The following is a 24,671-nucleotide window of genomic DNA, read 5'->3' on the forward strand; positions in this document are numbered from 1 at the left end:
GAAACGACCGGGATCGCGATGCACGAGGATTGCCCGCCGGCGCGGCAACCCGGCGATGCCGGGCTCCGATGCGTGGGCGCGGCCGCCGGATTTCTCCGCGCGTTGCCCCGGTTGAACCGGGGCAACGACTGCAATTCGGCTTGCTATGATCGCCGCGGTATTGCCGTTGTCGATGTGGTGGTTGCCGTCGTTGTCGTTGTTTCCGCCCGGCCTCGCGACTGGATGCACGAGCCGGTGCGGGCCCGATGAATCCCAGCCGTGCCCGGCCCGTGCGCTGATGCGAAGCGGTGCGGGCGGGCCTCTCCACGAAAACAGGTCCGACCATGACCGAACTTCTCCACGGCGACGGCGCGATCCGTCGCACGACGCCGTACGGCTCGTCGATCGAAAACACCTACGCGGGCGTGCTGTCGTTCATGCGCCGCAACTATTCGCGCGCGCTCGATGGCGTCGACGTCGCGATCTCCGGCGTGCCGCTCGATCTGGCGACGACCTACCGCTCCGGCGCGCGGCTCGGGCCGGCCGCAATCCGCGCGGCGAGCGTGCAGCTCGCGGAGCTTCATCCGTATCCGTGGGGTTTCAACCCGTTCGACGATCTCGCGGCGGTCGACTACGGCGACTGCTGGTTCGACGCGCACAACCCGCTGTCGATCAAGCCCGCGATCGTCGAGCATGCGCGCACGATTCTCGGTTCCGGCGCGAAGATGCTGACGCTCGGCGGCGACCACTACATCACCTATCCGCTGCTGGTCGCGCATGCGGAGCGCTACGGCAAGCCGCTGTCGCTGATCCATTTCGACGCGCACTGCGATACGTGGGCCGACGACGATCCGGACAGCCTCAATCACGGGACGATGTTCTACAAGGCCGTGAAGGAAGGGCTGATCGATCCGGCGACATCGGTGCAGGTCGGGATTCGCACGTGGAACGACGACTTTCTCGGCATTGAGCGGCTCGATGCGGCGTGGGTGCATGACCATGGCGCGCGTGCGGCGGTCGAGCGGATCGTCGCTATCGTCGGCGCGCGGCCGGCGTACCTGACGTTCGATATCGATTGTCTCGATCCGGCGTTCGCGCCCGGCACCGGCACGCCGGTCGCGGGCGGGCTGTCGTCGGCGCAGGCGCTCGCGATCGTGCGTGCGCTCGGCGCGGTGAACCTGGTCGGCGCGGATGTGGTCGAGGTCGCGCCCGCGTACGACCACGCGGACATCACGGCGATTGCGGCCGCGCATGTCGCGTGCGACTTGCTGTGTCTGTGGCGGCAGAAGAAGATGGCGGGAGCGCTGAAGTAAGCCGGCATGCCGGGCATGCGCGTGCCGCTGGCGCGGTGCGCGCATGGCCGGATCGAGGCGCTGTGTGCTGTTCGTATCCCGTGAATCGGGAGAAAAGTCTTCGCGGATTTCCGTGGAGGGGCCTGCCGACCCGTTGGCGAAATCCGCGAAACGTCTGTGGTTGGCTGCTTCCGTTCACCAACGAGGCGTTAGCGTATCCCCGATGACGTGCCGCGACTTCATCGAGCAAAAACCTATTTGCTCCTGAAAAAAGCCGCAAGCATGTCGTCTTTCGGCGCTGCCGGTTGCGTTGTTTGCTGTTTTCCCGACCGTCCGCGAGAACGAGTGTGATCCGCCCCGGCGCCGGCGCCATCTGGCCAGGCACCCGTATAAACCGCACGCGGCCGGATGAGATCGGATTGCTCGCGCTGCTCCAGCCCGTGCGCGATCCAGCCGATCGACCGGCCAAGCGCGAACAGGCCGAATGCCGCGCCGACGGGAAGCCGCAAATGTCTGCGTAACGCCACCAGCGCGAGATCGAGCGAGGGCTTCTGGCCGACGAGCGCGCTCCCGGTATCGATCATCCTTTTCCACTGAGGATGTCGCGGCAGGATCCGCGACAACAGATACGTCGCACGCACGTCGCCATCGGGATAGAGCGCATGCCCGAAGCCCGGCAAGCCGTCTCCCCGGGCGAGACGCGCGACCATTTTTTGCTCGACGTCCTGATTACCCAGTTCGTCCCACAGTGCTTCGCCGCGCGCGGTGGTGGCGCCGTGCCGCTCGCCCGACAAGCCGGCCAGGCCGCCGACCACGACGGCGCGCAAGCTCGCGTTCGTCGACGCGATGCACCGCCCCGTGAAGCTCGACGCGTTCAGTTCGTGATCCGCGCACAGCACGAGCGCCATCCTGATCAGCTCGGCACCCGCCGGCCCGACGCCCCATGCTCGCGCGCATTGCGCGTGGATCGGGGCGGTATCGGTCCGGGTGCGCAGCAGGCACGCCGCCAGAATCCGCACGAGATCGCCGCAGCCCTGCGCCTGACGATCGGCCGATTGATGCCAGATCGCCGTGGGCGCATCCTCGCTCGCGACGGTGAAGAGCGGCAGCAGCGCTTGCTCGGTGCGTTGACCGGCGTAGTGCCTGAAGAGCGTTCGCAGTACTGATGGTGTCGTGGGGACGTGACGGCCGAAAGCGGTCTGCTCGTCGCATCGCCACAGCAGCGCCGCGACTTCCTCGAGACTCGCGCGGGCAGCGAGATCGAGTGCATCCACGCCGCGAAAGAAAAGCCGGCCGCCATCGATCAACGTGATGCTCGATTCGAGCACGGGCGACCCCCAGTTCAGCGCGGCCTTCGCCACTTCCTTCGGCTTGCGGCCGCGTGCGCGTTGATCCGCGAGGCGCTCGACATCGGCCGCGAGGTAGCGGCTTTCACGGTGGCTGCCGCCTGGCTCCGCGCGAAGCAGGCCGCGGCTGACGTACGCATAGAGGGTTTGCCGCGAGACACCGAGCCTTGCCGCGGCTTCGGTCGAATTCAGGTAGTTCGACATCGTGCGCAGGGGGAATCGTTCGACAGGTTGATCAGGATAATCAACGTTGACAGCAAATGCGAGCGGGACGATCTTTGCCTCACCAATTCATGCGAGGCGAACATGGGTGTCGATCAAATGTCGAGGGAACGGGCCGCGGCCGATGACGAACGGGTGTCGCGTCATCTACGGGCGTTCTGGCGCGCGGCGGGCGGGTCTCAGGCTTTTCTCGAGTCGTGCAGCTTCAGCGGGGCGGGCGAACTGGTTTCGGCATTTCGCGTAACCGACCTGGCCACGGCGGCGATCGGTGCGGCAGGAACGTCCGTTGCCGAATTGCTGCATGCATCGACCGGGACGTTGCCGGCGGTTCGGATCGACCGGCGCATGGCGTCGCTATGGTTCGGCACGTCGCTGCGTCCGCAAGGCTGGTCGATGCCGCCGCAATGGGATCCGGTGGCCGGCAACTATCGGGCACGCGATCGCTGGATCCGGTTGCACACGAACGCGCCGCATCATCGGCTGGCCGCGTTGTCGGTGCTCGGCTGCGCCGCCGATGCGCAGTCGGTCGCGCAAGCGGTGAATCACTGGGATGCCGGCGCGCTCGAAGCGGCGATCGTCGAGCGCGGCGGTTGTGCCGCGGCGATGTACTCGGCGCGGGAGTGGGCCGGGCATCCACAGGGCAAGGCAGTCGCAACCGAGCCGTTGCTGCATGTCCGTGCCGCGACCGATGCCGTCGCGCACGCCTGGCGGCCTTCGAAAGACCGGCCGTTGCGCGGCATTCGCGTGCTCGACCTGACGCGCATTCTCGCCGGCCCCGTGGCGACACGGTTTCTTGCGGGCCTGGGTGCCGACGTGCTGCGCATCGATCCGTACGGCTGGGAAGAGCCGGGCACGGTGCCCGAAGTCGTCCTCGGCAAGCGGTGTGCGCGGCTGAACCTGAAGGATGCCGCGGATCTCGATACGCTCAAGCGGTTGCTCGGCAGCGCGGATATCGTCGTGCACGGTTACCGGGCCGATGCACTCGCGCGCCTGGGACTCGATGCCGCGCATCGGCGCGGACTGAATCCCGCGCTCATCGACGTGTCGCTCGACGCTTATGGCTGGAGTGGTGAATGGCGTTACCGGCGCGGCTTCGACAGCCTCATTCAAATGAGCACGGGAATCGCCGAGGCGGGCATGCGCGTGATGGGCCGTGATGAGCCGGTGAACTTGCCTGTTCAGGCGATCGATCACGCGACGGGCTACCTGATGGCGACCGCCGCGATACGCGGGCTGACGATGCGAATGAAAGAGGGTTTCGGTAGCGAGGTGCGCGCTTCGCTGGCGCGCACGGCGCCCGAGTTGAAGTTGCGCTCGGAGCCGATGAGCGAGGTGGTCGAACTGGTTGCCGACGATCAGCGTGATCGTGCGGCGCACGTCGAATCGACGTCGTGGGGGCCGGCATCCCGGCTCCTTCCGCCCGTGCGGATCGACGATGCGCCGCTCCGATGGCCTTATCCGGCGCGCGCGCTGGGTGCATACGAGCCCGAATGGTTGTCGTCGAACGACGATCTGTGACGCGATGCGACGAGTCGGCTGGTGTCGGTGAGTGGCGACGGGGCGGAAATCGAACTGGCCACGGCGATGAATGGTGCTCAGCGCAATGCGCAGGTCGTCATCGTCGGACAGCGCGCGAACGGGCTGGAACACGTGGCCGAAGCGATCGGCGGCGTGTTTCCGGATGTCCCCCCACCGCGCCCTGGCCGCCGATCGGGATGTGCCTGATCAGACGGAACGCGTTCGGCGGAGAGGGGGCAGGCTAGTGAAGCCAGTCGGCCGGCGAAGACCGTCGGCGCGTTGCTCGTCGCTGGATCGAGGGCCTGGCGTTGTGTTTAACCGCGCGTGTCGACCCAGTTGCGTGCCCAGCGGGCCGAATGCTGCAACGCCTGCTCCTCGCTCGTGAAGTAATCGAGCGAATAGAACTGGTAGCGGGCTTCGGTGCGAGGGCTGCCGGCGCGTTCAAGCAGCAGGTTGGACGAAAAACTACCGTCGGGCAAACGATGCGCCGAGGGTTGGACGGCATAGCCGTTGTATTGATGAATTTGTTCGTTATGCATTTTAATTTTAATCATGTTCGAGTGCGCGCGTGCCGTGCGGATGTGCACGGATATGCCGATTCAAAGCCATTGCGAGCTGAATCTGGCGCAGTCGTAAAGCGAAAAAGGGCTTGGCAGCCAGAGGGGGAATGAAGTGCAACGAGGCGTGTGGCGCGCGGCGAGCTGCTCAATGAACCGATGCAGCCAAGAGCAATCGCGCCAACTTTGGGAGACCAGGCTCCGCGAGGATGTCGCTGCAACCCGGCGCCCGTGACGGGGCGCCGGATCCTTCAAACTTTACAGCGGCTTGATGTTGGCCGCTTGCAGACCCTTCGGGCCTTGCTTCGTTTCGAAGCTCACTTTCTGGTTTTCAGCCAGCGTCTTGAAGCCGTCGGCGCGAATTTCGGAGAAGTGAGCGAAGAGATCGTCGCCGCCGTTGTCGGGCGTGATGAAGCCAAAGCCTTTGCTGTCGTTGAACCACTTGACGATACCGGTATCCATGAAGATTCCTTGAGAAAAAATATGAAGATTTGCTCTGGAAAGAGCGCTTGAAGCGTCAAGGAGGGAGAGGACAACGAATACCGCTGAGGAGCGATCAATTGATGAACAGCAATCGGACTTCTTGAACTTCGACCGAGACATTAACCGCTGGGCAGCGGTGGCGTCAATCACTAACTTGTAACTGTTTCACTTCGCAGCCCGTTTTGCGGATGAAGCGATGTGGCCCTGCAGGGCGGAGCGTGCTATGCGGCATGGCGTGCAGGGGCGTCCACAATAGACGCAAACGCGAGACTCGCGCGCTGGCGCGAACGCCGACAGCGCGTCCCGCGTTTCCCGAAAATTCGACAAGGACAAGAAAGGCCGACGAGTCGTGTGCCCGGCGGCCGTTTTGACACATTGCGCGCTGCGTTCCCGCTACTTCGCCGCGAGCGCACGCTGCGCACTTTTATCGACCCATGCGTTGTCGGCCACGTTCAGCTTCTGCGGAATCAGCTTCGCCGCATAAAACGCATCGGCGACGCCCTGCTGGGCCGCGACGATCTTTTCGTCGAGCGGCACCGCGCCAAACGGGACACGCTTGATCCACGTCTCGACAATCGGTTGCGGCAGGCCGACCTTCGGTGCGATCAGCGCCGCCGTGTCGGCCGGATGCGTGTTGACCCACTGGCCCGTCTCGCGCGCCTGCTTCAGGATCGCGCCGACCACGTCGGGATGCTGCTGCGCGAAGTCCTGCGTGGCTTCGTAGAAGTTGTTGGTCGCCGCGAGGCCCGTGTAGTCGGACAGTGTCCGCACCTTCAGCGCATTCTGCGCGGCCGCATAGTAAGGATCCCAGACGACCCACGCATCGACGTTGCCGCTCTCGAATGCGGCGCGCGCGTCGGCGGGCGGAAGATACACGGGGCGGATTTCGTCGTAGCGCACGCCGGCCTGCTTCAGTGCTTCGAGCAGCAGGTAGTTCGCGCTCGAGCCCTTCTGCAGCGCGATCTTCTTGCCGCGCAGGCCGGCGACCGAACCGATCGGCGAATCGGCCTTCACGATCACGGCCTCGTTGTGCGGCGCCGGCGGTTCCGCGCCGACATAGACGAAGTGCACGCCGGCCGCCTGGGCGAACACGGGCGGCGGCGCGCCCGTATAGCCGAAGTCGATGCTGTTCGCGTTCAGCGCTTCGAGCAGCTGCGGGCCGGCCGGGAATTCGAACCACTGCACGCCATAGCCGAGCGGCTTGAGCCGCGCTTCGAGCGAACCTTGCGCCTTGATGACCGACAGCAGGCCGGCCTTCTGGTAGCCGATGCGCACGACCTTGTCGGCGCCGCCTTGCGCGAAGGCCGACGCGGCGGACAGCGCGACGAGCGTGGTGACGGCGGCGGTGCGGGCGATCCAGCGGGTGAAACGAATCATCGAACGGACTCCATGCAAAACGTCTTCGGGCGGGCGGCGGTGCCGCTCGGTTGGAAGAATCGTCGCATGGGCAATCACGCCCGCAAACGAAGCATTGCCGATATCAATATGACGGCGGCGCGCCTATGCTTCGTCGCCGCCGTGTTCCGGCGAAGGTGTGCCGGACTGCCGCGCGGCCTCGTCGCTGAGCTTCTTGTCGAGGATCGTCGCGACGCGGCCGCCGAGATACGCGCTTGCCGCGGTTTCCAGTGCGCGGTTCGTCTCGCCTTCGACGAACACGGCCGCGAGCGGGCGCAGGCGCCAGATCGCGTCGACCAGTTCGGGCACGTCGGTGGCGGGCGGCAGCGTGCCCGCGTCGTAGCGGTCGAGCCGCTTCACGACGAGATCGACCAGCAGCCGCGCGATCGCGTCGAAATGCGGCCGTGCGAGGCTGATCACGTCGAGCAGCTCGCGCGGCGGAATGCCTTCCTTCGTCATCGCGGCGGCCGCTTCGAGCAGCGCGGGACTCTTGGCGACGAACGACAGGCCGCGCCGTTCGAGCAGGCCGAGTTCGGTCACGCGCGACAGCTGCGTGGTGGCCTGCGGGCCGAACATCTGCGCGAGCGCGGCAAGCGAATAGGTCTTCGGCAGTTCGTGCGACCAGCGGCCGCCGATCGCGTTTTCGAGACCGAGGATCGAGCGCAGGTCGTGGCCTTCGTCGATCGCCTTGATCAGGTCCTGGATGTTCGACAGCGTGTAGCCGCGCGCGAGCAGGTGGTTGATCAGTTTCAGCCGCGCGACGTGCGTGTCGTCGTAAATGCCGACGCGGCCGCGCTTTTCCGGCGGCGCGAGCAAACCGCGATCCTGGTACGCACGGACGTTGCGCACGGTCGTGTCGGACACGCGCGCGAGTTCGTCGACCGTGTACTCGTTGCGGGCGTCCGGCGCTGCCTCGTCGGGTGTGGAATGAGTCTGTTTTGACATGCGGCCATTCTAGCGCGACGCGACAGGCTCAGGCGAGACGGGGAGCGTGTCCGCGCCGTTACCGAGCGGGCGCTGCAGCAGCGCCGTATCGATCCAGCGGCCGTGCTTGAAACCGACCGCCTTCAGCACGCCGGCCGGCTCGAAACCGAACGCGCGATGCAGTGACGTCGAGCCGCCGGTACCGCCGTCGGCGATCACCGCGATCATCTGCCGCCACGGGCCGGCCTCGCAGCGTTCGATCAGCGCGGCGAGCAGTGCGCGGCCGATTCCGCGCCCGCGCTGCGCATCGTCGATGTAGATCGAGTCCTCGATCGTGAAGCGGTATGCACGGCGGGTGCGGTACGGCGTCGCGTACGCGTAGCCGGCCACGCGGCCGTCGCATTCGGCGACGAGATACGGCAGCCCGTCGCGTAGCACCGCGTCGCGGCGCGCGCGCAGTTCGGCGACATCGGGCGGCGTTTCCTCGAACGACGCGACGCTGTGGTGCACGTGGTGCGCATAGATCGCGCGGATCGCGTCGAGGTCGGCGTCGGTTGCGTCGCGAACGACACAGGCGGGGGCGGTCGGCATGGCGGCAGTCCGGTGAATTCAAAGCGCCACTATGCCGGTCGCTGGAGCGGATCGCAAAGCGTTGTTCGGCGGCACCCGGCTACAGCCGGCCGGCCGCTGCGTGAACGGCTTCGGCGATTGCGTCGGCGACGCGCTGCACGCGCGGCGACCGGCGCACGTCCGGGTGCACCACGAGCCAGATCTCGCGCTCGATGTCGCAGCGCGGTGCAGCCGTCAGCTCGACGAGCGGCGCGCCCGCATGCGCGGCCGGATCGTCGACGAGAAACCGCGGCAGCAGCGCAACGCCGGCGCCGGCCGCGCACGCGCGATGCTGCGCGGCCAGATCGTTGGTGACGAACGCGAAACGGCGGCCGGCCGCGAAGCGGGCGAGCCACTGATGCTGCGGCGTCTGAGCGAGCGCGTCGTCGTAGCCGACGAACGGCCAGGTGTCGGGCGGTGCATCCGCCCATTCCGGTGCTGCGCACAGCGCGAAACGCATCGTGCCCAGCCGGCGCGCGGCGAGCCCCGGCTCGGTCGGCCGCGACAGCCGCACGGCGAGATCGGCTTCACGTGCGTACAGGTTCGCCGCGTGCATCTCGCCCAGCAGGTCGATGCGCAGCGCCGGCCATGCGCGCTGCGCGCGGGCGAGCCGCGGCGCGAGGAAGTGGCTGGCGAACACCGGCGACGCCGATACGCGCACCACGCCGTCGAGCGCCGCCGCGCCCTGGGCGGCACGCGCGAACGCATGTGCGTCGGTTTCGAGGCGTGCGGCGTGCTCGGCAAGGTGCAGCCCTTCGTCGGTCGGCGGCCAGCCGCGCGGCAGCCGGTCGAACAGCCGGATGCCGAGCGCGGACTCCAGCGCGTCGATGCGCCGCGCATCACCGCGAGGAAATAACGGATGTCGTCCCAGCTCATCGGCAGCGCGGACGCGGAACCGGGATCGTGATCGGTCGAATTTTGCACAGTAGATGGGCGATTGACGGGAATTCCGTTCGATTATGCACGATGGGATGATCGTGTCACTTCATTCGATTACGAGGAACGTCATGACCCAGACTGCCACCGCCATCCGGATCGGGATCGACCGCTACGGCGACGCCGGCGTGCTGCGCCGCGTCGATGCGCCCGTCGCGCCGCCCGGCGCGGGCGAAGTACGGATTCGCCAGACCGCGATCGGCGTGAATTTCGTCGACATCTATTTCAGGTCGGGCGCGCACGCGTTGCCGGCGCTGCCGGATGCGCTCGGTGTCGAAGCGGCCGGCGTGATCGATGCGGTCGGGCCGGGCGTGACGGATCTCGTTCCCGGCCAGCGCGTCGCGTATGCGGGCATGCCGACCGGCAGCTATGCGAGCCTGCGCACGATGCCGGCCGGGCGTGTGCTGCCGATTCCCGACGGCCTGAGCGACGAAGCCGCCGCGGCCGGGCTGCTGAAAGGGATCACCGTTTACATGCTGCTGCATCGCGTCCGGCAGGTCGGCGCCGGCGACACGGTGCTCGTGCATGCGGCCGCCGGCGGCGTCGGCTTGCTGGCGACGCAATGGGCGCGTGCGCTCGGCGCGCGGGTGATCGGCACGGTCGGGTCGGCCGCGAAAGCCGCGCTTGTTCGCAAGCATGGCGCCGACGCGGTCGTCGATTACCGGGAGGAGGATTTCGTCGCGGCGGCACGCGCGTTCGGCGGCGGCGCGGGGGTCGATTACGCGATCGACGGGATCGGCGGCGACGTGCTGACGCGCACGCTCGGCGCGGTCCGTCCGTTCGGGATGGTCGCGAGCATCGGGCAGGTGGCCGCGATCGGTGCGCGGCAGACGTTCGATCTCGACGAACTGGGGCCGGCGCGGTCGATCGCGCTGGCACGGCCGAGCGTGCTGGGCTTCATCGCGCGTGACGTCGACGGATATCGGGCGGCTGCGCGCGCGACGCTCGAACGGCTCGCGGGCGGCATGCATGTGGAGATCGGCGCGCGGCTGCCGCTCGAACAGGCGGCCGATGCGCACCGGTTGCTGGAGTCGCGTGCGACGACGGGCGGGGTCGTGCTGGTGCCGTGATGGCGGGGGATGGGGATCGCGAGGCGGCTCGACGCTCGCGTCGCGATCCACGGGAGGCTCAGTGGTGCTTGCGCAGCGGCGCATCCTCGACGAACCACGCGAGCACGAACGCGATCGCGATGACCGTCGCCGCGGCCAGATACACGACGTGCAGCGAACCGGCGAACGCATGCAGGTACGCGTCGCGCACGGCATCCGGCAACTGGTGGACGGCAGCCGGGCCGAGCGCGGGCGGCAGCGCCGTGCCGGCCGGCAGCGCAGCCATCACCCGCGACTGTAGCCCGTGCGAGAACAGCGCGCCGAACGCCGCGACGCCGAGCGAGCCGCCGATCGAGCGGAACAGCGTTGCGCCCGACGTCGCGACGCCCATGTGCCGGAATTCGACCGTGTTCTGCACGGCAAGCGTGAGCACGGGCATCACCATGCCGAGGCCGATCCCGAGCAGCGCCATGTACGCATACATCGTGTGCAGCGGCGTATCGAGCGTCAGCGTCGACAGCAGCGCCATCGCGATGCCGCCGGTCAGCGTGCCCAGGATCGGGAACATCCGGTACGAGCCGAGCCGCGAGATCAGCCGGCCGCTGACGATCGACGTCACGAGCATTCCGCCCATCATCGGCAGCAGCTGCATCCCGGCCTGCGACGGCGTCGAGCCCTTCACGACCTGCAGGTAGAGCGGAATGAACGTGACCGAGCCGAACAGCGCGATGCCGACGACGAAGCCGATCAGGCTGACCAGCACGAAGGTGCGATGGCGAAACAGCTCGAGCGGCATGATCGGCTCGGCCGCGAGCCGCTCTTCATAAATGAAGCCGCCGATCGCGACGATGCCGAGCACGAGCGTCATCCACAGTTGCGGCGACGTCCACGGCAGCAGCGAGCCGCCTTCGCTCGTGAACAGGATCACGCAGGTGAGGGCGGTGGCGAGGAACGCGGCGCCCATGTAGTCGATCCGGTGCTTCACGTGCGCGCCGTGCGGCCGGAACGCGACGCCGATCACCGCGAGCGCGAGAAAGCCGAGCGGCAGGTTGATCGTGAAGATCCAGCGCCACGACAGGTGCTCGACCAGGAAGCCGCCGAGCAGCGGGCCGATGATCGTCGCGAGGCCGTACACGCCGCCGAACATCCCCTGGTAGCGCGCGCGGCGATCGGGCGGCACCAGATCGCCGATCGCGGCCATCGTGACGACCATCAGGCCGCCGCCCCCCAGCCCCTGCAGCGCGCGCAGCACGATCAGCTGCGTCATGTCCTGCGCGACGCCGCACAGCGCGGAGCCCGCGAGGAACAGCACGATCGCGGCTTGCAGCACGATCTTGCGGCCGTACAGGTCGCCGAGCTTGCCGTACAGCGGCAGCACGACGGTGGAGGAGAGCAGGTAAGCGGTGACGACCCACGACAACTGGTCGAGCCCGCCGAGCTCGCCGACGATCGTCGGCAGCGCGGTCGACACGATCGTCTGGTCGAGTGCGGACAGCAGCATGACGAGCAGCAGCGCGGCGACGATCAGCCCGGTCGGCGCGTCGCGGCGGGCCGTTTCGGCGGCCGGCGGAGTGAGGAGGATGTTGGTTGTCATCGAGATATCTGCCATGGCAGGGAATTGTGTCGAATATAGCCATTGATAGTTGACTGGTCAATTTCTGCTCAGCCTCGATGTGTTGCAACCGTAACAGGAGATTGCCGGCCCGGAAAATTGACCGGGATCACGGGAAAGCGGGGACGGACTCAAGTTTTTTGCAGGCAAACCGTAATCCAGAGTGCTGCGGACCGATTGCCGCGGCTCTTTTCACCGCTCACGTCCCGTCATGAACCTGAACGCCCTGTTTTCCCGTTTCTCGATCCGTACGCGGATTTTCTCCACGCTCGGCCTCGTTGCCGCGCTGCTCGTCGTATCGGGGCTGATCGGCCTCGCCGGCATGCAGAGCTCGAACCGCGCGCTCGACGAGGCTTATACGCAGCAACTGGCTGCGAAGACCGCGCTGTCGGCGGCCAGCCTGAACCTGACGATCGTGCGCACGACGCTCGACCGCGCGATGCTGCATCCGGAAGCGCCGGAAGTGCCCGATCTCGTCAAGAAGGCCGAGAACTATCTCGCGAAGGCCGACACTGCCTGGCGCGGCTACGCGTCGATGCCGCACGACGGCGACGAAGGCCCGCTCGCGAGCCGCCTCGACGCCGCGCGCCAGGCGCTGATCGGGCAGGCGCTGAAGCCGATGATCGACGCGGTCCGCGACGGCCGTCGCGACGAGGCCGACCGGCTGCTGATGTCGGTTGCGCCGCCGCTGTCGGTCGCGCTCACGCAGGCGACCGATGCGCTCGATGCGTACCAGGTCGCACGCGGCAAGGACGTGTACGACACCGCGCAGACCTATTACGGCTGGATGCGCGCGGGCGCGATCGCCGGTATCGCGTTCGGCCTGGCCGCGTGCCTCGGTTGCGCGATCGGCCTGCATTACGCGATCACCCAGCCGGTGAACCGGCTGCTGTCGCATTTCCGCCGCCTGTCGGAAGGCGACCTGACGTCGGAAGTACGCTGGTCGTCGCGTGACGAGATGGCCGAACTGGTCAAGGGCGTGACCGGCATGCAGCGCAGCCTCGCGGATACGGTCCGCCAGGTCAGCCAGGGTTCCGAAGCGATCTCGACGGCGACGCACCAGATCGCGGCCGGCAACACCGACCTGTCGCAGCGCACCGAGGAACAGGCGTCCGCGCTGCAGGAAACGGCCGCGAGCATGGAACAGCTCACCGCGACCGTGAAGCAGAACGCGGACAATGCGATGCAGGCGCAGGCCTGCGCGGATACCGCGAGCGAGATCGCCACGCGCGGCGCGACGGTGGTCGGCGAAGTGATCGGCACGATGAACGAGATCGACCAGAGCTCGCAGAAGGTCGCCGACATCATCGGCACGATCGAGGGCATCGCGTTCCAGACCAACATCCTCGCGCTGAACGCGGCGGTCGAAGCCGCGCGCGCGGGCGAGCAGGGCCGCGGCTTCGCGGTGGTCGCGGGCGAGGTACGCACGCTCGCGCAACGTTCGGCGTCGGCGGCGAAGGAAATCCGCACGCTGATCGGGGAATCGGTGGAGCGCGTCGCGACCGGCTCGCGGCTCGTCGGCACGGCTGGCGCGACGATGCAGGACATCCAGCAGGCGATCGGCCGCGTGACGGGCATCATGACCGAGATCGCGGCGGCGTCGAACGAGCAGCGCGACGGGATCGAGCAGGTGAACCGCGCGGTGTCGCAGATGGACCAGGTGTCGCAGCAGAACGCGGCGCTCGTCGAGCAGGCCGCGGCGGCGGCCGCGTCGCTGGAAGAGCAGGCCGACGGGCTGCGCCGCGCGGTCGGCGCGTTCCGCGTCGCCTGATCGACCGTGGGCGGCGACGGGCGGGCGCTGGCCCGCCTGCCGTCCGCCCGTTACATCAGACGGCCGCGAGTTGCGCGGCCGCGCGGGACGACGCGACGATCAGCAGCTTCATCGTCGCACGCGTCGCGCCGACGAACAGCTTGCGCGCGGCACGCGCGTCGAGCGTGTCGAAGTCGACCTCGGTGAGGATCACGCACGGCGCCGACTGGCCCTTGAAGCGGTAGATCGAATCGAGCAGCACGTCGCCTTCGCGATACTCCGGGTTGCCGAACAGGTCGTACTTGCCGGTAAAGCTCTTGAGCCGGTGCGGGCCGAGCTGGTCGAGCGGCGCGAGCACCGAGCCTTCGCGACCGCGATACGACAGCACCGCGATGTCCTGCTTGCGGAAGCCGAGCGACAGCGCGTGCGTGATCGCCCGCTTGGTCGCGTCGATGCAGGCGTCGGCCAGCGCGTCTGCCGACGCGCCTTCTTCCCCGTACGACGACACCGACGGATCCGAACCGTCGAACGGGCTGCCCGAGCGTAGCTCGGCCGCCAGCGGCTCGACCCGGCCGACGATGTCGCGCACGAATTCGAGCAGATCGCGCGGGCTCCGGTAGTTCGTGAGCGCCTTCAGCGTGACCCAGCCCGGCAGCGCGACGGGCTCGCGCATGTACAAATTCTGCAGCGGATCTTCCAGCCACCACCATGCGCCTTCCGGCGCCAGCAGGCGCGCCAGGGCGGCCGCCCACGGCGCATGGAAATCCTGTCCTTCATCGACGACCAGCACGTCGAAGCGCCAGCGCTCGGGAATCGGGGTTGCCGCGAAGCGCGCTTCGAGCCGTTCGAATTCGCCGGGCACCTGGAAGTCGGGTGTATAGCCGCCGTCACGCGCGACCCAGTCGCACAACTGGTGGTAGTTCGCGATCTTCGCGCCGGGCGGCGCGATGCGCGCGATGTAGTCGGCGAGCGGCCGGTTGAAACACACGTAGAGCACGCGCTTGCCGGCGGCGACCGCATCGCGCATCGCCTGCACGGCGAGCTGCGTCTTGCCCGAGCCGGCCGTGCCGGTGACGCGCAGCCGGAACGGTGCGAATTCGAGCTGGCGCGCCCACGCGGCGAGCCCGCCCGACAGCCGCGTGACGAGCGTGCCGGCCTGCCCGACGAGCGCGCTCGTGTCGGGCGTGAGCGCGAGCTCGTCCGCGAGGAAGTGGTGCAGTTTCGGCGCGTTCGGGAAGTGCTCGTCGTCTTCCGGCAGGATCTGCAGGATCACCTGCGCGAGCTGCGCCTTGCGCGACGCATCGACGATGCGGTCGGCCGCGACGCCGGCGATCGATGCGTCGCGGATCGAGTAGTCGGGGCAGTACAGCAGCGCCTCGACGCCGTAGACGCCCGCGCCGAGCGCGGCCGTCAGGCGCCGGTGCAGCGTTTCCTGCGTGCGCGCGAGCTGGATCGGGACATTGCGTTCCTTCTGCAGATAGACCTTCACGAGCCCCTTCGGCGTTTCGCGCAGGAAGCCGGCCTTCTGCTCGATCAGCAGCACGCGGCCGGCCGGGCTCACGACGACGAACGCGGCCTCGCCGAACACAGAGAACGCCTGGTCGGCGCGGGTCCAGTGCACGCCGTGATACACGGTGTAGCTGTCGGGCAGCGCGTGTTCGAGCGCGGCGAGCGTTTCGCGCTCGCGTTCGGCCGCGCCGGTCGCGGCGAGGCTTTTCCAGTCGTCGGGGATGAGGCGGGCCATGGCGTCGGGCGGCGGAAGCCGGCGTGGGCGTGAACGGGTGCGGCTATTGTACTGAGCTATGCACCGGTTCACGACCGCCGTGCCGCGCGGACGTTGGCCGTCAGGAGGAAGAACGGCCCTGGGACGTTACCCGCGGGCGAGCCGTTTCGCGAGATCGGCGCTGAGGATCGCCATGCGCGCGGGCTTTTCGTAGCAGACGACGTCGAACGCGCGGATCACTTCGCTGATGTCGGCTTCGCTCGCGCGGCCGGTGAGCAGGTCGCCGGTCAGCACGAAGATCGGTGCGCCCGGGTTGTCGGACGTGCGCACGGCCTTGATCGCGGTGGCGGCCGTGCTGTCGTCGAACAGCCATTCGGTCAGGACCGCGTCGAACGCCTGGCCCTGCAGCGCGTCGACGAACGGCGCGAGGCCGTCGAATGCGGCGGTCGCGAAACCCTGGCGTTCGAGATAGCGGCACAGCTCGGTCGCGCTGACGCGATCGGGGTCGATCACCGCGACGACGAGCTTGTCGCTTTCCGCGCGGCGCGGATAGATCTCGATCTTGTGCACGTCGTACGCGTTCTGGTACAGCACGCCGGTGTGGCGCAGCACGCGCCAGCGGCCGTTCTGTTCGTACGCGACGAATTCGGGGCGCGCGCCGGCTTCGAGCGGCGCGCCGATCCAGGCGGTGCACGGAATCTCGGCGACGCCCGCGTAAAGGACGGCCTCCTGCGAATAGGCGCCGACCATGCCGGGGTCGAGCGTTTGCGCGCCGAACAGCTGCGCGGCGGGTTCGCCGTACGCTTCGGCGACTTTCTTGATCTGCGCGAGCGTCCAGGGGCTGCTGCCGCGCAGTTTGCGGTGGCCTTGCGAGAAACTCAGGTCGAGGATGCGGCACAGCTCGGTGGTCTGCTGGCGCTTGCCGATGCCGTTGCGGGTCATCAGCTCGCGCACGCGCTCGGCAACCGCGAGGGAATCCGTGGTGATTGCTTCAGTGGTCATGCTACGGGAACGGATCGTGACGTTCAGAACGACGCCTTGCGGCAGTCTCGACGGACAGTCTTCATGACGTCCAGGGGCGAGCCGACCGGCCACGCGCGGAAAAGATAACTTTACCGCAAAATGGTCGTTATTCAGCGTGGCGAAAGGTGCGTTTGTGTGAAAGGTGTGTCACGACGTTACCACCGCCGCCCACATTCGAATGCATTAACGCCTAACAGGAAACAATGACGACAACCTATCCGCTGCATGATGCCCTGACCCTCGCCGATACCGCCTTCCCGGCAGAAGCCGATATCGTGATCGCCGGCGCCGGCATCATGGGCTGCGCAGCCGCGTATTACCTGAGCTTGCGCGGCCTGAAGGCCGTCGTGCTCGACAAGTCGCGCCTCGCCGGACAGCGGTCGACCCGTGCGTGGGGCTTCGTGCGGCAGCAGGGGCGCGAAGCGGCCGAGGTGCCGCTGATGATGGCCGGCATCAAGATCTGGGAGGAGTTAGAGGAAACCCTCGGTTTCGATCTCGAATGGCGGCAGGGCGGCTGTCTCTATATTGCGGACAACGAAACGGACTGGGCGTCGTTCAACGCGTGGCTCGCCGTCGCGCGCGAGCACGGGCTCGACACGCGTACGCTGACGCGCGCGCAGATCGACGCGCGCGTCAGCGGCCTTTCGCCGGACGCACGCACGCTCGGCGGGCTGTACACCGCGACCGACGGGCAGGCCGAGCCGCGTCGCGTGGCCGCCGCGTTCGCCGCGCGTGCCGCCGAGGCGGGCGCGCGCTTCTTCGAAGGCTGCGGCGTGACCGCGATCGAGACGGCCGGCGGTGCGGTGGTCGGCGTCGTGACCGAGCGCGGCACGATCCGCACGCGGCGCGTGATCTGCGCGGCCGGCGCGACCAGCTTCCGGCTGCTCGATGGCGTCGGCATCCGGCTCCCGCAACAGGCCGTGCGCGGCACCTGCATGCGCACCAATGTGGTGCCGCCGGTGTCGGCGTCCACGGTGTGGGGCCACGGCCTCGGTATCCGGCAGCGCAAGAACGGTGCGATCAATCTTGCCGACGACATGCAGGTCGACGTCGACCTGACGCTTGGCCACCTGCGCGGGTTGAGCCTGTTCTGGCCGGAGTTCTGGGCGCAGCGCGACAAATTCCGGCTGCACGTGAACGGGGCCGCGTGGCGCGATGCGCTGGCACGCATCAACGGGGCGACCGGGCCGATAGAGCCGCGCGATCCGCAGCCGCAGCCGAATCGCGCGCATGCGCCGCGCGCGCTTGCGAAACTCAAGGCGATCTTTCCCGCGCTGAAGGACGCGCAGATCGTCGAGGCCTGGGCCGGCCTGATCGACGTGCTGCCCGACGGCATTCCGGTGATCGATGCGCCGGGCACGCCGTCCGGGCTCGCGATCGCGACGGGGTTCTGCGGACACGGTTTCGCGATGGGGCCGATCGTCGGGCGGCTGCTGGCCGAATGGATCGACACGGGGGCGCCGTCGCTAGACCTGTCGGCGTTTCGTGCGCAGCGCTTCGTCGACGGCACGATGGTGCGGCCGCGCAGCATGCTGTAACGGCCGCATCGGCGCATCGACACGAGGACGCCGGCCGGTCGCGGCCGACCCATCGTAGAATCGAGCCCGCATCCTTCAGGAGATTCCCCGTTGGCTTCGCCCTCCGCCCAGCGCCGCTCGTTGCGCTCACGCCTGCGTCGCGCCCGCAATCCGTGGCAGGCGCCGCGTGCGCGCACGCTGTTCACGCGTCCCGCGACGTCGCCGCGGCGCACGCTGCTGTTCCGCATCGGCGCGGTCGTGCTGCTGTGCACGCTCGCGTTCCTCGTGCTGTATCTCGATCGCGACGGGTTGCGCGATTCGACCAAGAGCACGCCGATGACCGTCGCCGATCTCGTGTACTTCACGATGGTCACGGTCGCGACGGTCGGCTATGGCGACATCGTGCCCGTCACCGCGCGGGCGCGCCTGATCGATGCGTTCTTCATCGTGCCGATCCGCATCGTCATCTGGTTCATTTTCCTGGGCACGGCGTATCAGTTCGTGATCCAGCGCGTCATCGAGGAATTCCGCATGAAACGCCTGCAGAAACAGTTGTCCGATCACATCGTCGTCTGCGGTTATGGCTTGTCCGGCTCGATCGCCGTGCGCGAACTGCTCGAAAGCGGTGTCGATCCGGCGACGCTCATCGTGATCGATTCGCAGCAGCAGGCGATCGAGGCCGCGACGTCGCTCGGCGTGGCGGGATTGCTCGGCGATCCCGCGCACGAGGATCTGCTGCAGCAGGCACAGGTGCGCGAAGCGAAGGCCGTGATCATTTCGGTGACCGATGATCCGACCGCGATACTGCTCACGTTGTCGGTGCGCAGCATCGCGCCCGATACGAAGATCGTCGTGCGGATCCAGGAGAACCTGTACCAGCGGCAGTTGCGGCAGGCGGGCGCGGACGTGATCGTGTCGTCGACGAAGATCGGCGCGCTGCTGCTCGCGGACGCCGTGCATAGCCGCTATATCGTGCCGTTCGTGAACGACATGCTGTCGACGCGCGGCCGCGCGACGCTGCTGGAGCGCGAGGCGATGCCGCAGGAAGTCGGCTGCATGACGAACGTCGTGCCGGGCGCGATCGTCGTCGGGCTCGATCGGTGCGGGAAGATCTTTTCGTTCTATGAAGACCCGCCGTGCCGGATCGAGAAAGGGGACACGCTGGTCGTGATCCAGTCGGCGCGGATTCCGGATCCGGATGTTTGAGGAGATTGGACTGGAAAAAATAAACTAATTCAGTGCGTTGATATATTTCATTTTTAGGAAAATTCTTATCGGTGCGCACTGCATGGGCGTCGTGTAGGCGTCCGGAATCCGCATCAAGCCACTTCGATCCTCGTTGGAATCGATGGTTCGAAGCCTGGTTAGGTGGCATCCATGCGGCAACAGGTATGTTTTTCAACGATTTCAATAAATCGGCCACACCTACCATCCGAATTTGAGTTCGGCACCCAGATACGTGCCGTCATGGCCGCCGGATGCCTGGATCGTGTTGCCGACAGCGTAATAGACGCCCTCGACCGCTCCCGTTAGATGGCTGTCGAGCACCTAGTCGGCTCGTATTTGCGTGTATGCCCAGTCCAGCGCGTGCCGGCAGTACCCACGACCGGAGCGACCGGCAGCGATTTTGTGCAATAGGAAATGAAAGCGGTCTGGTTACGGCAAGACGGTCTGCGTTCGCCCCAGAGCCTCCCGCGCCTTTGTGATTGCATATGCGTTGAGGAGGGCCATATCGAACGAGTGATCGCCCGCCAGACGACGGCCGTCAATCGAAATTTGCCAGTGTTCGCCGTCGTGTTCGCATACGGCGCGACGCTCACTTACCAACTCGGCATACCAGCGCCACGCGTTCCGGTGGCACGTTGATGTGCTTCGCCGGAGAACTCCAGGGTCTGGTCGATCACGCGACTGATCGCTCATGGAAAAGCAATTGGTGATGGGGCTGGGCGAGTCTCCTAACCCGCTATCGGAAAGGTGAAATTCTTGACGCCTGGAAGCCACTGTATTCGGTCGTCAGCTTTGAGCCTGCGGGACAGAGCGTCTGAACGCGGTGCGAGTTGCTTGCTGCGTTGTCGTTGCCGCGCTGAGTATTTCTCGCAACCGCACCGTCAGAAAATCAACAAACGTGGCGATCTTGGCATCGAGAAACTGACGACACGGATAGACGATGAAAATACTCGTACCTTCGATGGTGTGGTCGGGAAATAGTGGTATCAGGCGACCCTCAAGTATGTCGTCCGCAATGCAATGAAGTGGCAGCACGCCGACGCCGATTCCTGCAAGCAGCGCGATCCGGATAGCTTCCGGGTCGTCAACGACGAACGGCGCATGGGAATCTCGGCTGACATGTCCGGGCACAGTAGCCTGGATCGCCGGTCGTACAGAACGGGCTGCTAGCGGGATCGGAGTCAGTGCATGCTGCGATAGATCGTCGATTGTCTCGATCGCATGCTCACGGACGAACGATGGTGCTGCTACTAGGACTCGGCGGCATTCCCCGACCCGCTTCGCGACGTTTTCTGAATTCGGCAGCGACTTCGCTGAGACGATTGAGACATCGACATGCTCTTCAACCAGATTTCCAGTTCTCGGCGCGAATCGGAGATTGACGGAAACGGCGGGGAAATCTCGTCGATAGTCGACGATTGCGTGCGTCAAGGGCACGCGTCCGACTTCAGGCATGCAATGTACTTTTAATTGACCTCGCGCACACAGGTGCGCCGTGCCGACTTCAGTCTCCGCATCCTCGAGATCAGCGAGGATTTTCTTGCATTTCCGATAGTAGTGTTCACCTGGTTCGGTTAGCGAAATTGAACGCGTCGTGCGGTTCAGCAGTCGGGCTCGTAGCTGGATTTCGAGTGTCGACACGGCGCGCGAAACGCTGCCTGTTGTGCATTGCAAGTGCTCCGCCGCTGCAGTGAAGCTCTTGACTTCCGCGACGCGCGCGAAGATGCGCATGTTTGTGATCTTGTCCATGGATACGTTCAGTCCTGGTCGAACGGTCGAGGGTGGCACGGTTCGTCACCGGTGATGCACCGCTGGTGCAGGCCTCCGCTCACGTGATCTTGTCAATCAACTGCCGTGCTTCAGACAAAAGATAGATGGGTGCTGGCAATCAAGCTATCCATACATGCGGAGGTCGGTTTAGACATCCGGGCACAGTCGATACTCCTTGCGTATAGGCATGCAATTCCCTGTACACATATCGATCGAGACTCGCGTCAGCGACGACGCTCCTCAGTGATCAGGGCGACCGCAATATCTCGTTTCCGGAAGCGACGGAAGTGATCGGAGACCTCGGGGTCGCGGTGCCGGGTCTCACGTTAGCGACTAAAGAAAACGAATCAGAACGATTCAGGAAGTTTAGGGACGCAGCGTGCGGCGGTCGTTATGCTGGATGCACATGACCAAACACCAGAGGACTTGAATGGAAAGCTTTCGAGAAAGAGCCTGGATGCACGCGCGCAAGTGCTTGAAGCTGTGTCTGGCTGGGTTCGCGACGGCATGGGTAGCTGCTGCCTTTGCTGCCGCACCGTTTGCCGGCAAACAGGCGCCGGGCTTCTACAGAACGATGGTGGGGACGTTCGAAGTTACAGCGCTGTCGGACGGAACCCATCCGTTCCCGATCGACAAGGTGGTCGAAGGTGTGTCGAATGCAGACATCGAGAACGATCTGCAGCGCGCATTCCTTGCGCCGCCCGTGCAAGGATCGATCAATGCGTTTCTGGTGAATACCGGAGAGAAACTGATCTTGATCGATGCTGGCGCTGGCTCGCTGTATGGTGATTGCTGCGGACGATTGGTCGACAACCTTCGTGCAGCCGGCTATCGACCGGAACAGGTCGACGAGGTTTTGCTTACCCACATGCACGAAGACCACATCGGCGGTATTGCTTCGAAAGGTGTGGCCGTGTTTCCGAATGCAGTTGTCAGGGTAAGCCGCAAGGAGGCCGACTACTGGCTCAATCCGGCCAACAAGACTCAAGCGTCGCCGCTTCTCGCGCCGTTCTTTGACGCAGCAACAGCGGCAATAGAACCTTACCGTGCTGTTGGGCGGTTCAAGACGTACGATCGCGACGGCGTACTCGAACCGGGCATTCGTGCGATTTCACTTCCTGGCCACACACCTGGCCAGATGGCCTATCTGGTCGAAAGCGGCTCCGCGCGCCTGCTGGTCTGGGGGGATGTCGTGCATGTCGCTGCAATTCAGCTTCGGCAACTGCAAGCTACCGTCAAGTACGACAGCGATCCATCGGAAGCGCACGAATCTCGACAGGAAATTCTGCGTGAAGTTGCGGACCGACGTTACCTCGTCGGTGCGGCCCATGTTTCGTTTCCGGGACTCGGGCACGTGCGGAAGGATGGTGACACCTTTGACTGGGTGCCTGTCAACTACGACGCTTCGCCGATGCCCAGGACCAGTGTAACGCCTGGCCCTTGATGCCGCGCAGGCAGCGGCAATTTTCCAAGACTTTTTGAAGGATCGATCGTGGAAACGTTGGAAAACATTGCAGTCACTCACCATACGCTGGTCGCGAACGGCATCAGGCAACATTACCTCGACGCAGGCAGCGGGCCGGTTGTCGTGTTGCTCCATGGCTTTCCGGAGACCAGCTACGCATGGCGCCACCAGATTCCGGTGCTCGCCCGAACGTATCGCGTGATTGCGCCGGATTTGCGCGGCTACGGCGAAACCGACAAGCCGGCGTCCGGATACGACAAGCGCAACATGGCGCTGGACATCATCCGCCTGCTGGACGCGCTGGGGATCGAGAAAGTCGTGCTGGTCGGGCACGATCGCGGCGCACGGGTTGCTACGCGGCTCGCGAAGGATCATCCGGAACGTGTCGACCGGCTGGTGGTCATGGACAATGTGCCGACGCGTATCGTTGCAGAAAACATGAGTCCGAAAACGGCGCGCGCATACTGGTTCTTCCTGTTCCATCTGGTAGTGGACTTGCCCGAGACGCTGATCGCCGGCAATGAGGAGGCCTGGTTGCGCCATTTCTTCTCCGACTGGTGTTACAACCCGCACACGATCGAGGGAACGGATTTCGAGACGTACGTGAAAGCGTACAAGCGACCAGGCGCCGTACGGGGCGCGATGTCGGACTACCGAGCGAACGCGCAGGACGTCGAGCAAGATCAGGCGGACGCCGACATCCGGATCGCCTGCCCGACGATGGCAATATGGGGCGAGGACTTTTACGCGGTCGGTGGAATGTTCGATATGAAGGCGGTGTGGGAGGGGATGGCGACCAATCTGCGCGCCGAGCCGATCTCACGTTGCGGTCATCTGCCGCAGGAAGAGCAGCCCGAGCGCGTCAATGCGTTGCTGCTCGATTTTCTGGGCGGCTGGACCGGGCGTTGATTACCCGCTTGCTTATCGCGTCAGCGGCCGCCCCGACGTCGCCAGGCGCCGGGCGGTTTGCCAACGACCCGGGTGAAGGTGCGGTTTAAATGGCTTTGGTCGGCGAACCCGCAACAAGTGGCAATTTCGGTTAACGTCATCTCCGATGACTCGACGAGCTTGCGGGCCTTCTGAATGCGTTGATCCAGTAACCACTGATGCGGCGTGCGACCGGTGGTCTTGGCGAATGCGCGAATAAAATAGCCGCGTGACAGATTGCATTCGCGAGCGACGTCCGCGATTGCCATGCCTTCATTCAGGTTCGCGATCAGCAGTTCTTTTGCCAGCGCTTCCTGCGCGCGCGACAGCATGCCACCCATACGGCTTGCGGGAAGCAAAGGCGTTCCGTATTGCTTCGAAAGATGGATGCCGATGGCAAGCCCCATCTGTTCGACGAAGAGCGCGTTCAGCGCGCCCGCGGTATCGAAACACCCGGCGACCGCGCGGGCAAGGTGGCCCAGTACCGGGTCACGCTGATCGATCGAACATGTCAGTCCGGCGAACCGGCCCGCGTCGCGTTCGGCATCGAGACGATCAAAAAATAATCCAGGCAGCTCGATGAGCACGAAATCGAAATTGCCGTGAAGATCGGCGCGATAGTCGTCGGACATATCGCGGATATAGATCGAGTCGTCGCTGAATTGTCGTGCAATCTTGCGTTGCCCACGGAAAATGTCGCGCCGATGACCACTGTTCATCGATACGCCAATCAAGTACCCACGATCCGAGGCGGGCATGGCAACCCGATGGACGGTACCGTTGTCCATGCATTTTCGGTAGAACGTCACATCGGTGCCGCGCATTTCCAGATTTGTGCGCAGCTGGCTTGACGTGCACCCAAGCGTATCCTTCTTCATCGGGCCGGCGGCGGGCTGGGCAGTAAGCAGCATGCGGCGTACCTCGGATCAAAATAAGGAAGGTTGGCGAAGAGTGAAGATTACACTGTTGCGCCGCACAAAAAAACCTCGAATCAATGAAAGCCACGGTGCGCACGATCGGTGCTTGCAACCTACGATGAACGTATCGGTGCGCTGTGACGTAACTCTCCTTCAATTCACGTACCAAAAGTACAAGAACAGCCTCCTCTTTTGAGATAAAGTCGGGACCGCATCGATCGTTGCGGTGCAGGGTAAGTGAACGTTGAAAGCAATTTCGAAGGTTCGGCCCGAAAGCGCCGCGATTCGAAGCGCGCAGACAATCAGCTTGCGTTTGCCGACATGCGCTCACAATGGCGCCAGAACATCCCAAAAATTGTGACCGGACAAGATACACATAACCGACGGGACGTGTCGTTTGAAGTGTCGTGCCGCTAGCGGCACTGGGTGG

Annotated in this window: 19 protein-coding genes and 1 pseudogene; 8 read left to right on the forward strand and 12 right to left on the reverse strand. The window is 65.4% G+C overall.

Annotation, left to right across the window (positions count from 1 at the left end; translation table 11 throughout):
- Window positions 1-323: 323 nt before the first annotated feature.
- Window positions 324-1,292 carry an agmatinase gene (speB, locus tag CFB43_RS22800; RefSeq protein ID WP_089496667.1) on the forward strand — a complete coding sequence of 323 codons (969 nt, stop codon included), beginning with the start codon at window positions 324-326 and terminating at the stop codon, window positions 1,290-1,292.
- 233 nt (window positions 1,293-1,525) lie between these two features.
- Here the strand turns inward: speB and CFB43_RS22805 are convergent, their stop codons facing one another.
- On the reverse strand, window positions 1,526-2,821 hold the full coding sequence (locus tag CFB43_RS22805; protein ID WP_089496668.1) for a citrate synthase family protein: 1,296 nt from the start codon (window positions 2,819-2,821) through the stop codon (window positions 1,526-1,528).
- Between the two features lie 102 nt (window positions 2,822-2,923).
- Here CFB43_RS22805 and CFB43_RS22810 point away from each other — a divergent pair, with 102 nt between their 5' ends.
- Window positions 2,924-4,357: a CoA transferase gene (locus CFB43_RS22810; RefSeq protein WP_089496669.1), complete on the forward strand. Its 1,434-nt coding sequence runs from the start codon at window positions 2,924-2,926 to the stop codon at window positions 4,355-4,357.
- A gap of 314 nt (window positions 4,358-4,671) precedes the next feature.
- Here the strand turns inward: CFB43_RS22810 and CFB43_RS22815 are convergent, their stop codons facing one another.
- The 6 genes and pseudogenes from CFB43_RS22815 to CFB43_RS22840 all read right to left on the reverse strand — a co-directional run bounded on the left by CFB43_RS22815 (window position 4,672) and on the right by CFB43_RS22840 (window position 9,201).
- Window positions 4,672-4,896, reverse strand: coding sequence for a hypothetical protein (locus CFB43_RS22815; protein ID WP_089496670.1), 225 nt, complete (start codon window positions 4,894-4,896; stop codon window positions 4,672-4,674).
- A 276-nt stretch (window positions 4,897-5,172) separates the two neighbouring features.
- Window positions 5,173-5,376, reverse strand: coding sequence for a cold-shock protein (locus CFB43_RS22820; RefSeq protein WP_006485974.1), 204 nt, complete (start codon window positions 5,374-5,376; stop codon window positions 5,173-5,175).
- 414 nt (window positions 5,377-5,790) lie between these two features.
- Window positions 5,791-6,774 carry a sulfonate ABC transporter substrate-binding protein gene (locus tag CFB43_RS22825; RefSeq protein ID WP_089496671.1) on the reverse strand — a complete coding sequence of 328 codons (984 nt, stop codon included), beginning with the start codon at window positions 6,772-6,774 and terminating at the stop codon, window positions 5,791-5,793.
- 123 nt (window positions 6,775-6,897) lie between these two features.
- Window positions 6,898-7,737 (reverse strand): MerR family transcriptional regulator, encoded by an 840-nt coding sequence (locus CFB43_RS22830; RefSeq protein WP_089496672.1) that lies wholly within the window; start codon window positions 7,735-7,737, stop codon window positions 6,898-6,900.
- Between the two features lie 9 nt (window positions 7,738-7,746).
- Window positions 7,747-8,307, reverse strand: coding sequence for a GNAT family N-acetyltransferase (locus CFB43_RS22835; RefSeq protein ID WP_089496673.1), 561 nt, complete (start codon window positions 8,305-8,307; stop codon window positions 7,747-7,749).
- A 79-nt stretch (window positions 8,308-8,386) separates the two neighbouring features.
- Window positions 8,387-9,201 (reverse strand): annotated as a pseudogene (locus tag CFB43_RS22840) (LysR family transcriptional regulator).
- Window positions 9,202-9,332: 131 nt separating this feature from the next.
- On the opposite strand from CFB43_RS22840, the gene CFB43_RS22845 reads away from it, so the two are divergent.
- Entirely contained in the window at window positions 9,333-10,331 is a 999-nt protein-coding gene (locus tag CFB43_RS22845; RefSeq protein ID WP_089496674.1) for a quinone oxidoreductase family protein, read from the forward strand.
- A 58-nt stretch (window positions 10,332-10,389) separates the two neighbouring features.
- Here the strand turns inward: CFB43_RS22845 and CFB43_RS22850 are convergent, their stop codons facing one another.
- The gene (locus CFB43_RS22850; RefSeq protein WP_089496675.1) at window positions 10,390-11,904 is read right to left on the reverse strand and encodes an MDR family MFS transporter; all 1,515 of its coding nucleotides are present in this window, start codon (window positions 11,902-11,904) and stop codon (window positions 10,390-10,392) included.
- Window positions 11,905-12,133: 229 nt separating this feature from the next.
- Between CFB43_RS22850 and CFB43_RS22855 the strand changes: the two genes are divergently transcribed.
- Window positions 12,134-13,693, forward strand: coding sequence for a methyl-accepting chemotaxis protein (locus CFB43_RS22855; protein WP_089496676.1), 1,560 nt, complete (start codon window positions 12,134-12,136; stop codon window positions 13,691-13,693).
- 55 nt (window positions 13,694-13,748) lie between these two features.
- Here the strand turns inward: CFB43_RS22855 and CFB43_RS22860 are convergent, their stop codons facing one another.
- Both CFB43_RS22860 and CFB43_RS22865 read right to left on the reverse strand, forming a co-directional pair.
- Window positions 13,749-15,416 carry an ATP-binding domain-containing protein gene (locus tag CFB43_RS22860; RefSeq protein ID WP_089432881.1) on the reverse strand — a complete coding sequence of 556 codons (1,668 nt, stop codon included), beginning with the start codon at window positions 15,414-15,416 and terminating at the stop codon, window positions 13,749-13,751.
- Window positions 15,417-15,542: 126 nt separating this feature from the next.
- Complete coding sequence (locus CFB43_RS22865; protein WP_006485970.1) at window positions 15,543-16,397, reverse strand: helix-turn-helix domain-containing protein; 855 nt, start codon at window positions 16,395-16,397, stop codon at window positions 15,543-15,545.
- A gap of 224 nt (window positions 16,398-16,621) precedes the next feature.
- Between CFB43_RS22865 and CFB43_RS22870 the strand changes: the two genes are divergently transcribed.
- Window positions 16,622-17,956 (forward strand): NAD(P)/FAD-dependent oxidoreductase, encoded by a 1,335-nt coding sequence (locus tag CFB43_RS22870; protein WP_089496677.1) that lies wholly within the window; start codon window positions 16,622-16,624, stop codon window positions 17,954-17,956.
- A 90-nt stretch (window positions 17,957-18,046) separates the two neighbouring features.
- A complete protein-coding gene (locus CFB43_RS22875; RefSeq protein WP_069251854.1) occupies window positions 18,047-19,141 on the forward strand; it encodes a potassium channel family protein in 1,095 nt (364 codons plus the stop codon).
- Between the two features lie 807 nt (window positions 19,142-19,948).
- Here the strand turns inward: CFB43_RS22875 and CFB43_RS22885 are convergent.
- Window positions 19,949-20,911: a LysR family transcriptional regulator gene (locus CFB43_RS22885; RefSeq protein WP_089496678.1), complete on the reverse strand. Its 963-nt coding sequence runs from the start codon at window positions 20,909-20,911 to the stop codon at window positions 19,949-19,951.
- 451 nt (window positions 20,912-21,362) lie between these two features.
- On the opposite strand from CFB43_RS22885, the gene CFB43_RS22890 reads away from it, so the two are divergent.
- Both CFB43_RS22890 and CFB43_RS22895 read left to right on the forward strand, forming a co-directional pair.
- A complete protein-coding gene (locus CFB43_RS22890; RefSeq protein WP_089496679.1) occupies window positions 21,363-22,376 on the forward strand; it encodes an MBL fold metallo-hydrolase in 1,014 nt (337 codons plus the stop codon).
- Window positions 22,377-22,433: 57 nt separating this feature from the next.
- Window positions 22,434-23,306, forward strand: a complete 873-nt coding sequence (locus CFB43_RS22895; protein ID WP_264172453.1) for an alpha/beta fold hydrolase — start codon at window positions 22,434-22,436, stop codon at window positions 23,304-23,306.
- Between the two features lie 20 nt (window positions 23,307-23,326).
- Here the strand turns inward: CFB43_RS22895 and CFB43_RS22900 are convergent, their stop codons facing one another.
- Window positions 23,327-24,235 carry an AraC family transcriptional regulator gene (locus CFB43_RS22900; protein WP_089496681.1) on the reverse strand — a complete coding sequence of 303 codons (909 nt, stop codon included), beginning with the start codon at window positions 24,233-24,235 and terminating at the stop codon, window positions 23,327-23,329.
- Between the last annotated feature and the right edge of the window lie 436 nt (window positions 24,236-24,671).

Source organism: Burkholderia sp. AU15512 (assembly GCF_002223325.1).
Taxonomy (GTDB): Bacteria; Pseudomonadota; Gammaproteobacteria; order Burkholderiales; family Burkholderiaceae; genus Burkholderia.

Bases quoted from the DNA above. Each gene is read 5' to 3' on its own strand.
- CFB43_RS22810 (WP_089496669.1), top strand. From the start codon at position 2,924: ATGGGTGTCGATCAAATGTCGAGGGAACGGGCCGCGGCCGATGACGAA.
- CFB43_RS22825 (WP_089496671.1), bottom strand. From the start codon at position 6,774: ATGATTCGTTTCACCCGCTGGATCGCCCGCACCGCCGCCGTCACCACG.
- CFB43_RS22890 (WP_089496679.1), top strand. From the start codon at position 21,363: ATGGAAAGCTTTCGAGAAAGAGCCTGGATGCACGCGCGCAAGTGCTTG.
- CFB43_RS22820 (WP_006485974.1), bottom strand. From the start codon at position 5,376: ATGGATACCGGTATCGTCAAGTGGTTCAACGACAGCAAAGGCTTTGGC.
- CFB43_RS22830 (WP_089496672.1), bottom strand. From the start codon at position 7,737: ATGTCAAAACAGACTCATTCCACACCCGACGAGGCAGCGCCGGACGCC.
- CFB43_RS22860 (WP_089432881.1), bottom strand. From the start codon at position 15,416: ATGGCCCGCCTCATCCCCGACGACTGGAAAAGCCTCGCCGCGACCGGC.
- CFB43_RS22865 (WP_006485970.1), bottom strand. From the start codon at position 16,397: ATGACCACTGAAGCAATCACCACGGATTCCCTCGCGGTTGCCGAGCGC.
- CFB43_RS22850 (WP_089496675.1), bottom strand. From the start codon at position 11,904: ATGACAACCAACATCCTCCTCACTCCGCCGGCCGCCGAAACGGCCCGC.
- CFB43_RS22870 (WP_089496677.1), top strand. From the start codon at position 16,622: ATGACGACAACCTATCCGCTGCATGATGCCCTGACCCTCGCCGATACC.
- CFB43_RS22855 (WP_089496676.1), top strand. From the start codon at position 12,134: ATGAACCTGAACGCCCTGTTTTCCCGTTTCTCGATCCGTACGCGGATT.
- CFB43_RS22815 (WP_089496670.1), bottom strand. From the start codon at position 4,896: ATGCATAACGAACAAATTCATCAATACAACGGCTATGCCGTCCAACCC.
- speB (WP_089496667.1), top strand. From the start codon at position 324: ATGACCGAACTTCTCCACGGCGACGGCGCGATCCGTCGCACGACGCCG.
- CFB43_RS22845 (WP_089496674.1), top strand. From the start codon at position 9,333: ATGACCCAGACTGCCACCGCCATCCGGATCGGGATCGACCGCTACGGC.
- CFB43_RS22885 (WP_089496678.1), bottom strand. From the start codon at position 20,911: ATGGACAAGATCACAAACATGCGCATCTTCGCGCGCGTCGCGGAAGTC.
- CFB43_RS22805 (WP_089496668.1), bottom strand. From the start codon at position 2,821: ATGTCGAACTACCTGAATTCGACCGAAGCCGCGGCAAGGCTCGGTGTC.
- CFB43_RS22900 (WP_089496681.1), bottom strand. From the start codon at position 24,235: ATGCTGCTTACTGCCCAGCCCGCCGCCGGCCCGATGAAGAAGGATACG.
- CFB43_RS22835 (WP_089496673.1), bottom strand. From the start codon at position 8,307: ATGCCGACCGCCCCCGCCTGTGTCGTTCGCGACGCAACCGACGCCGAC.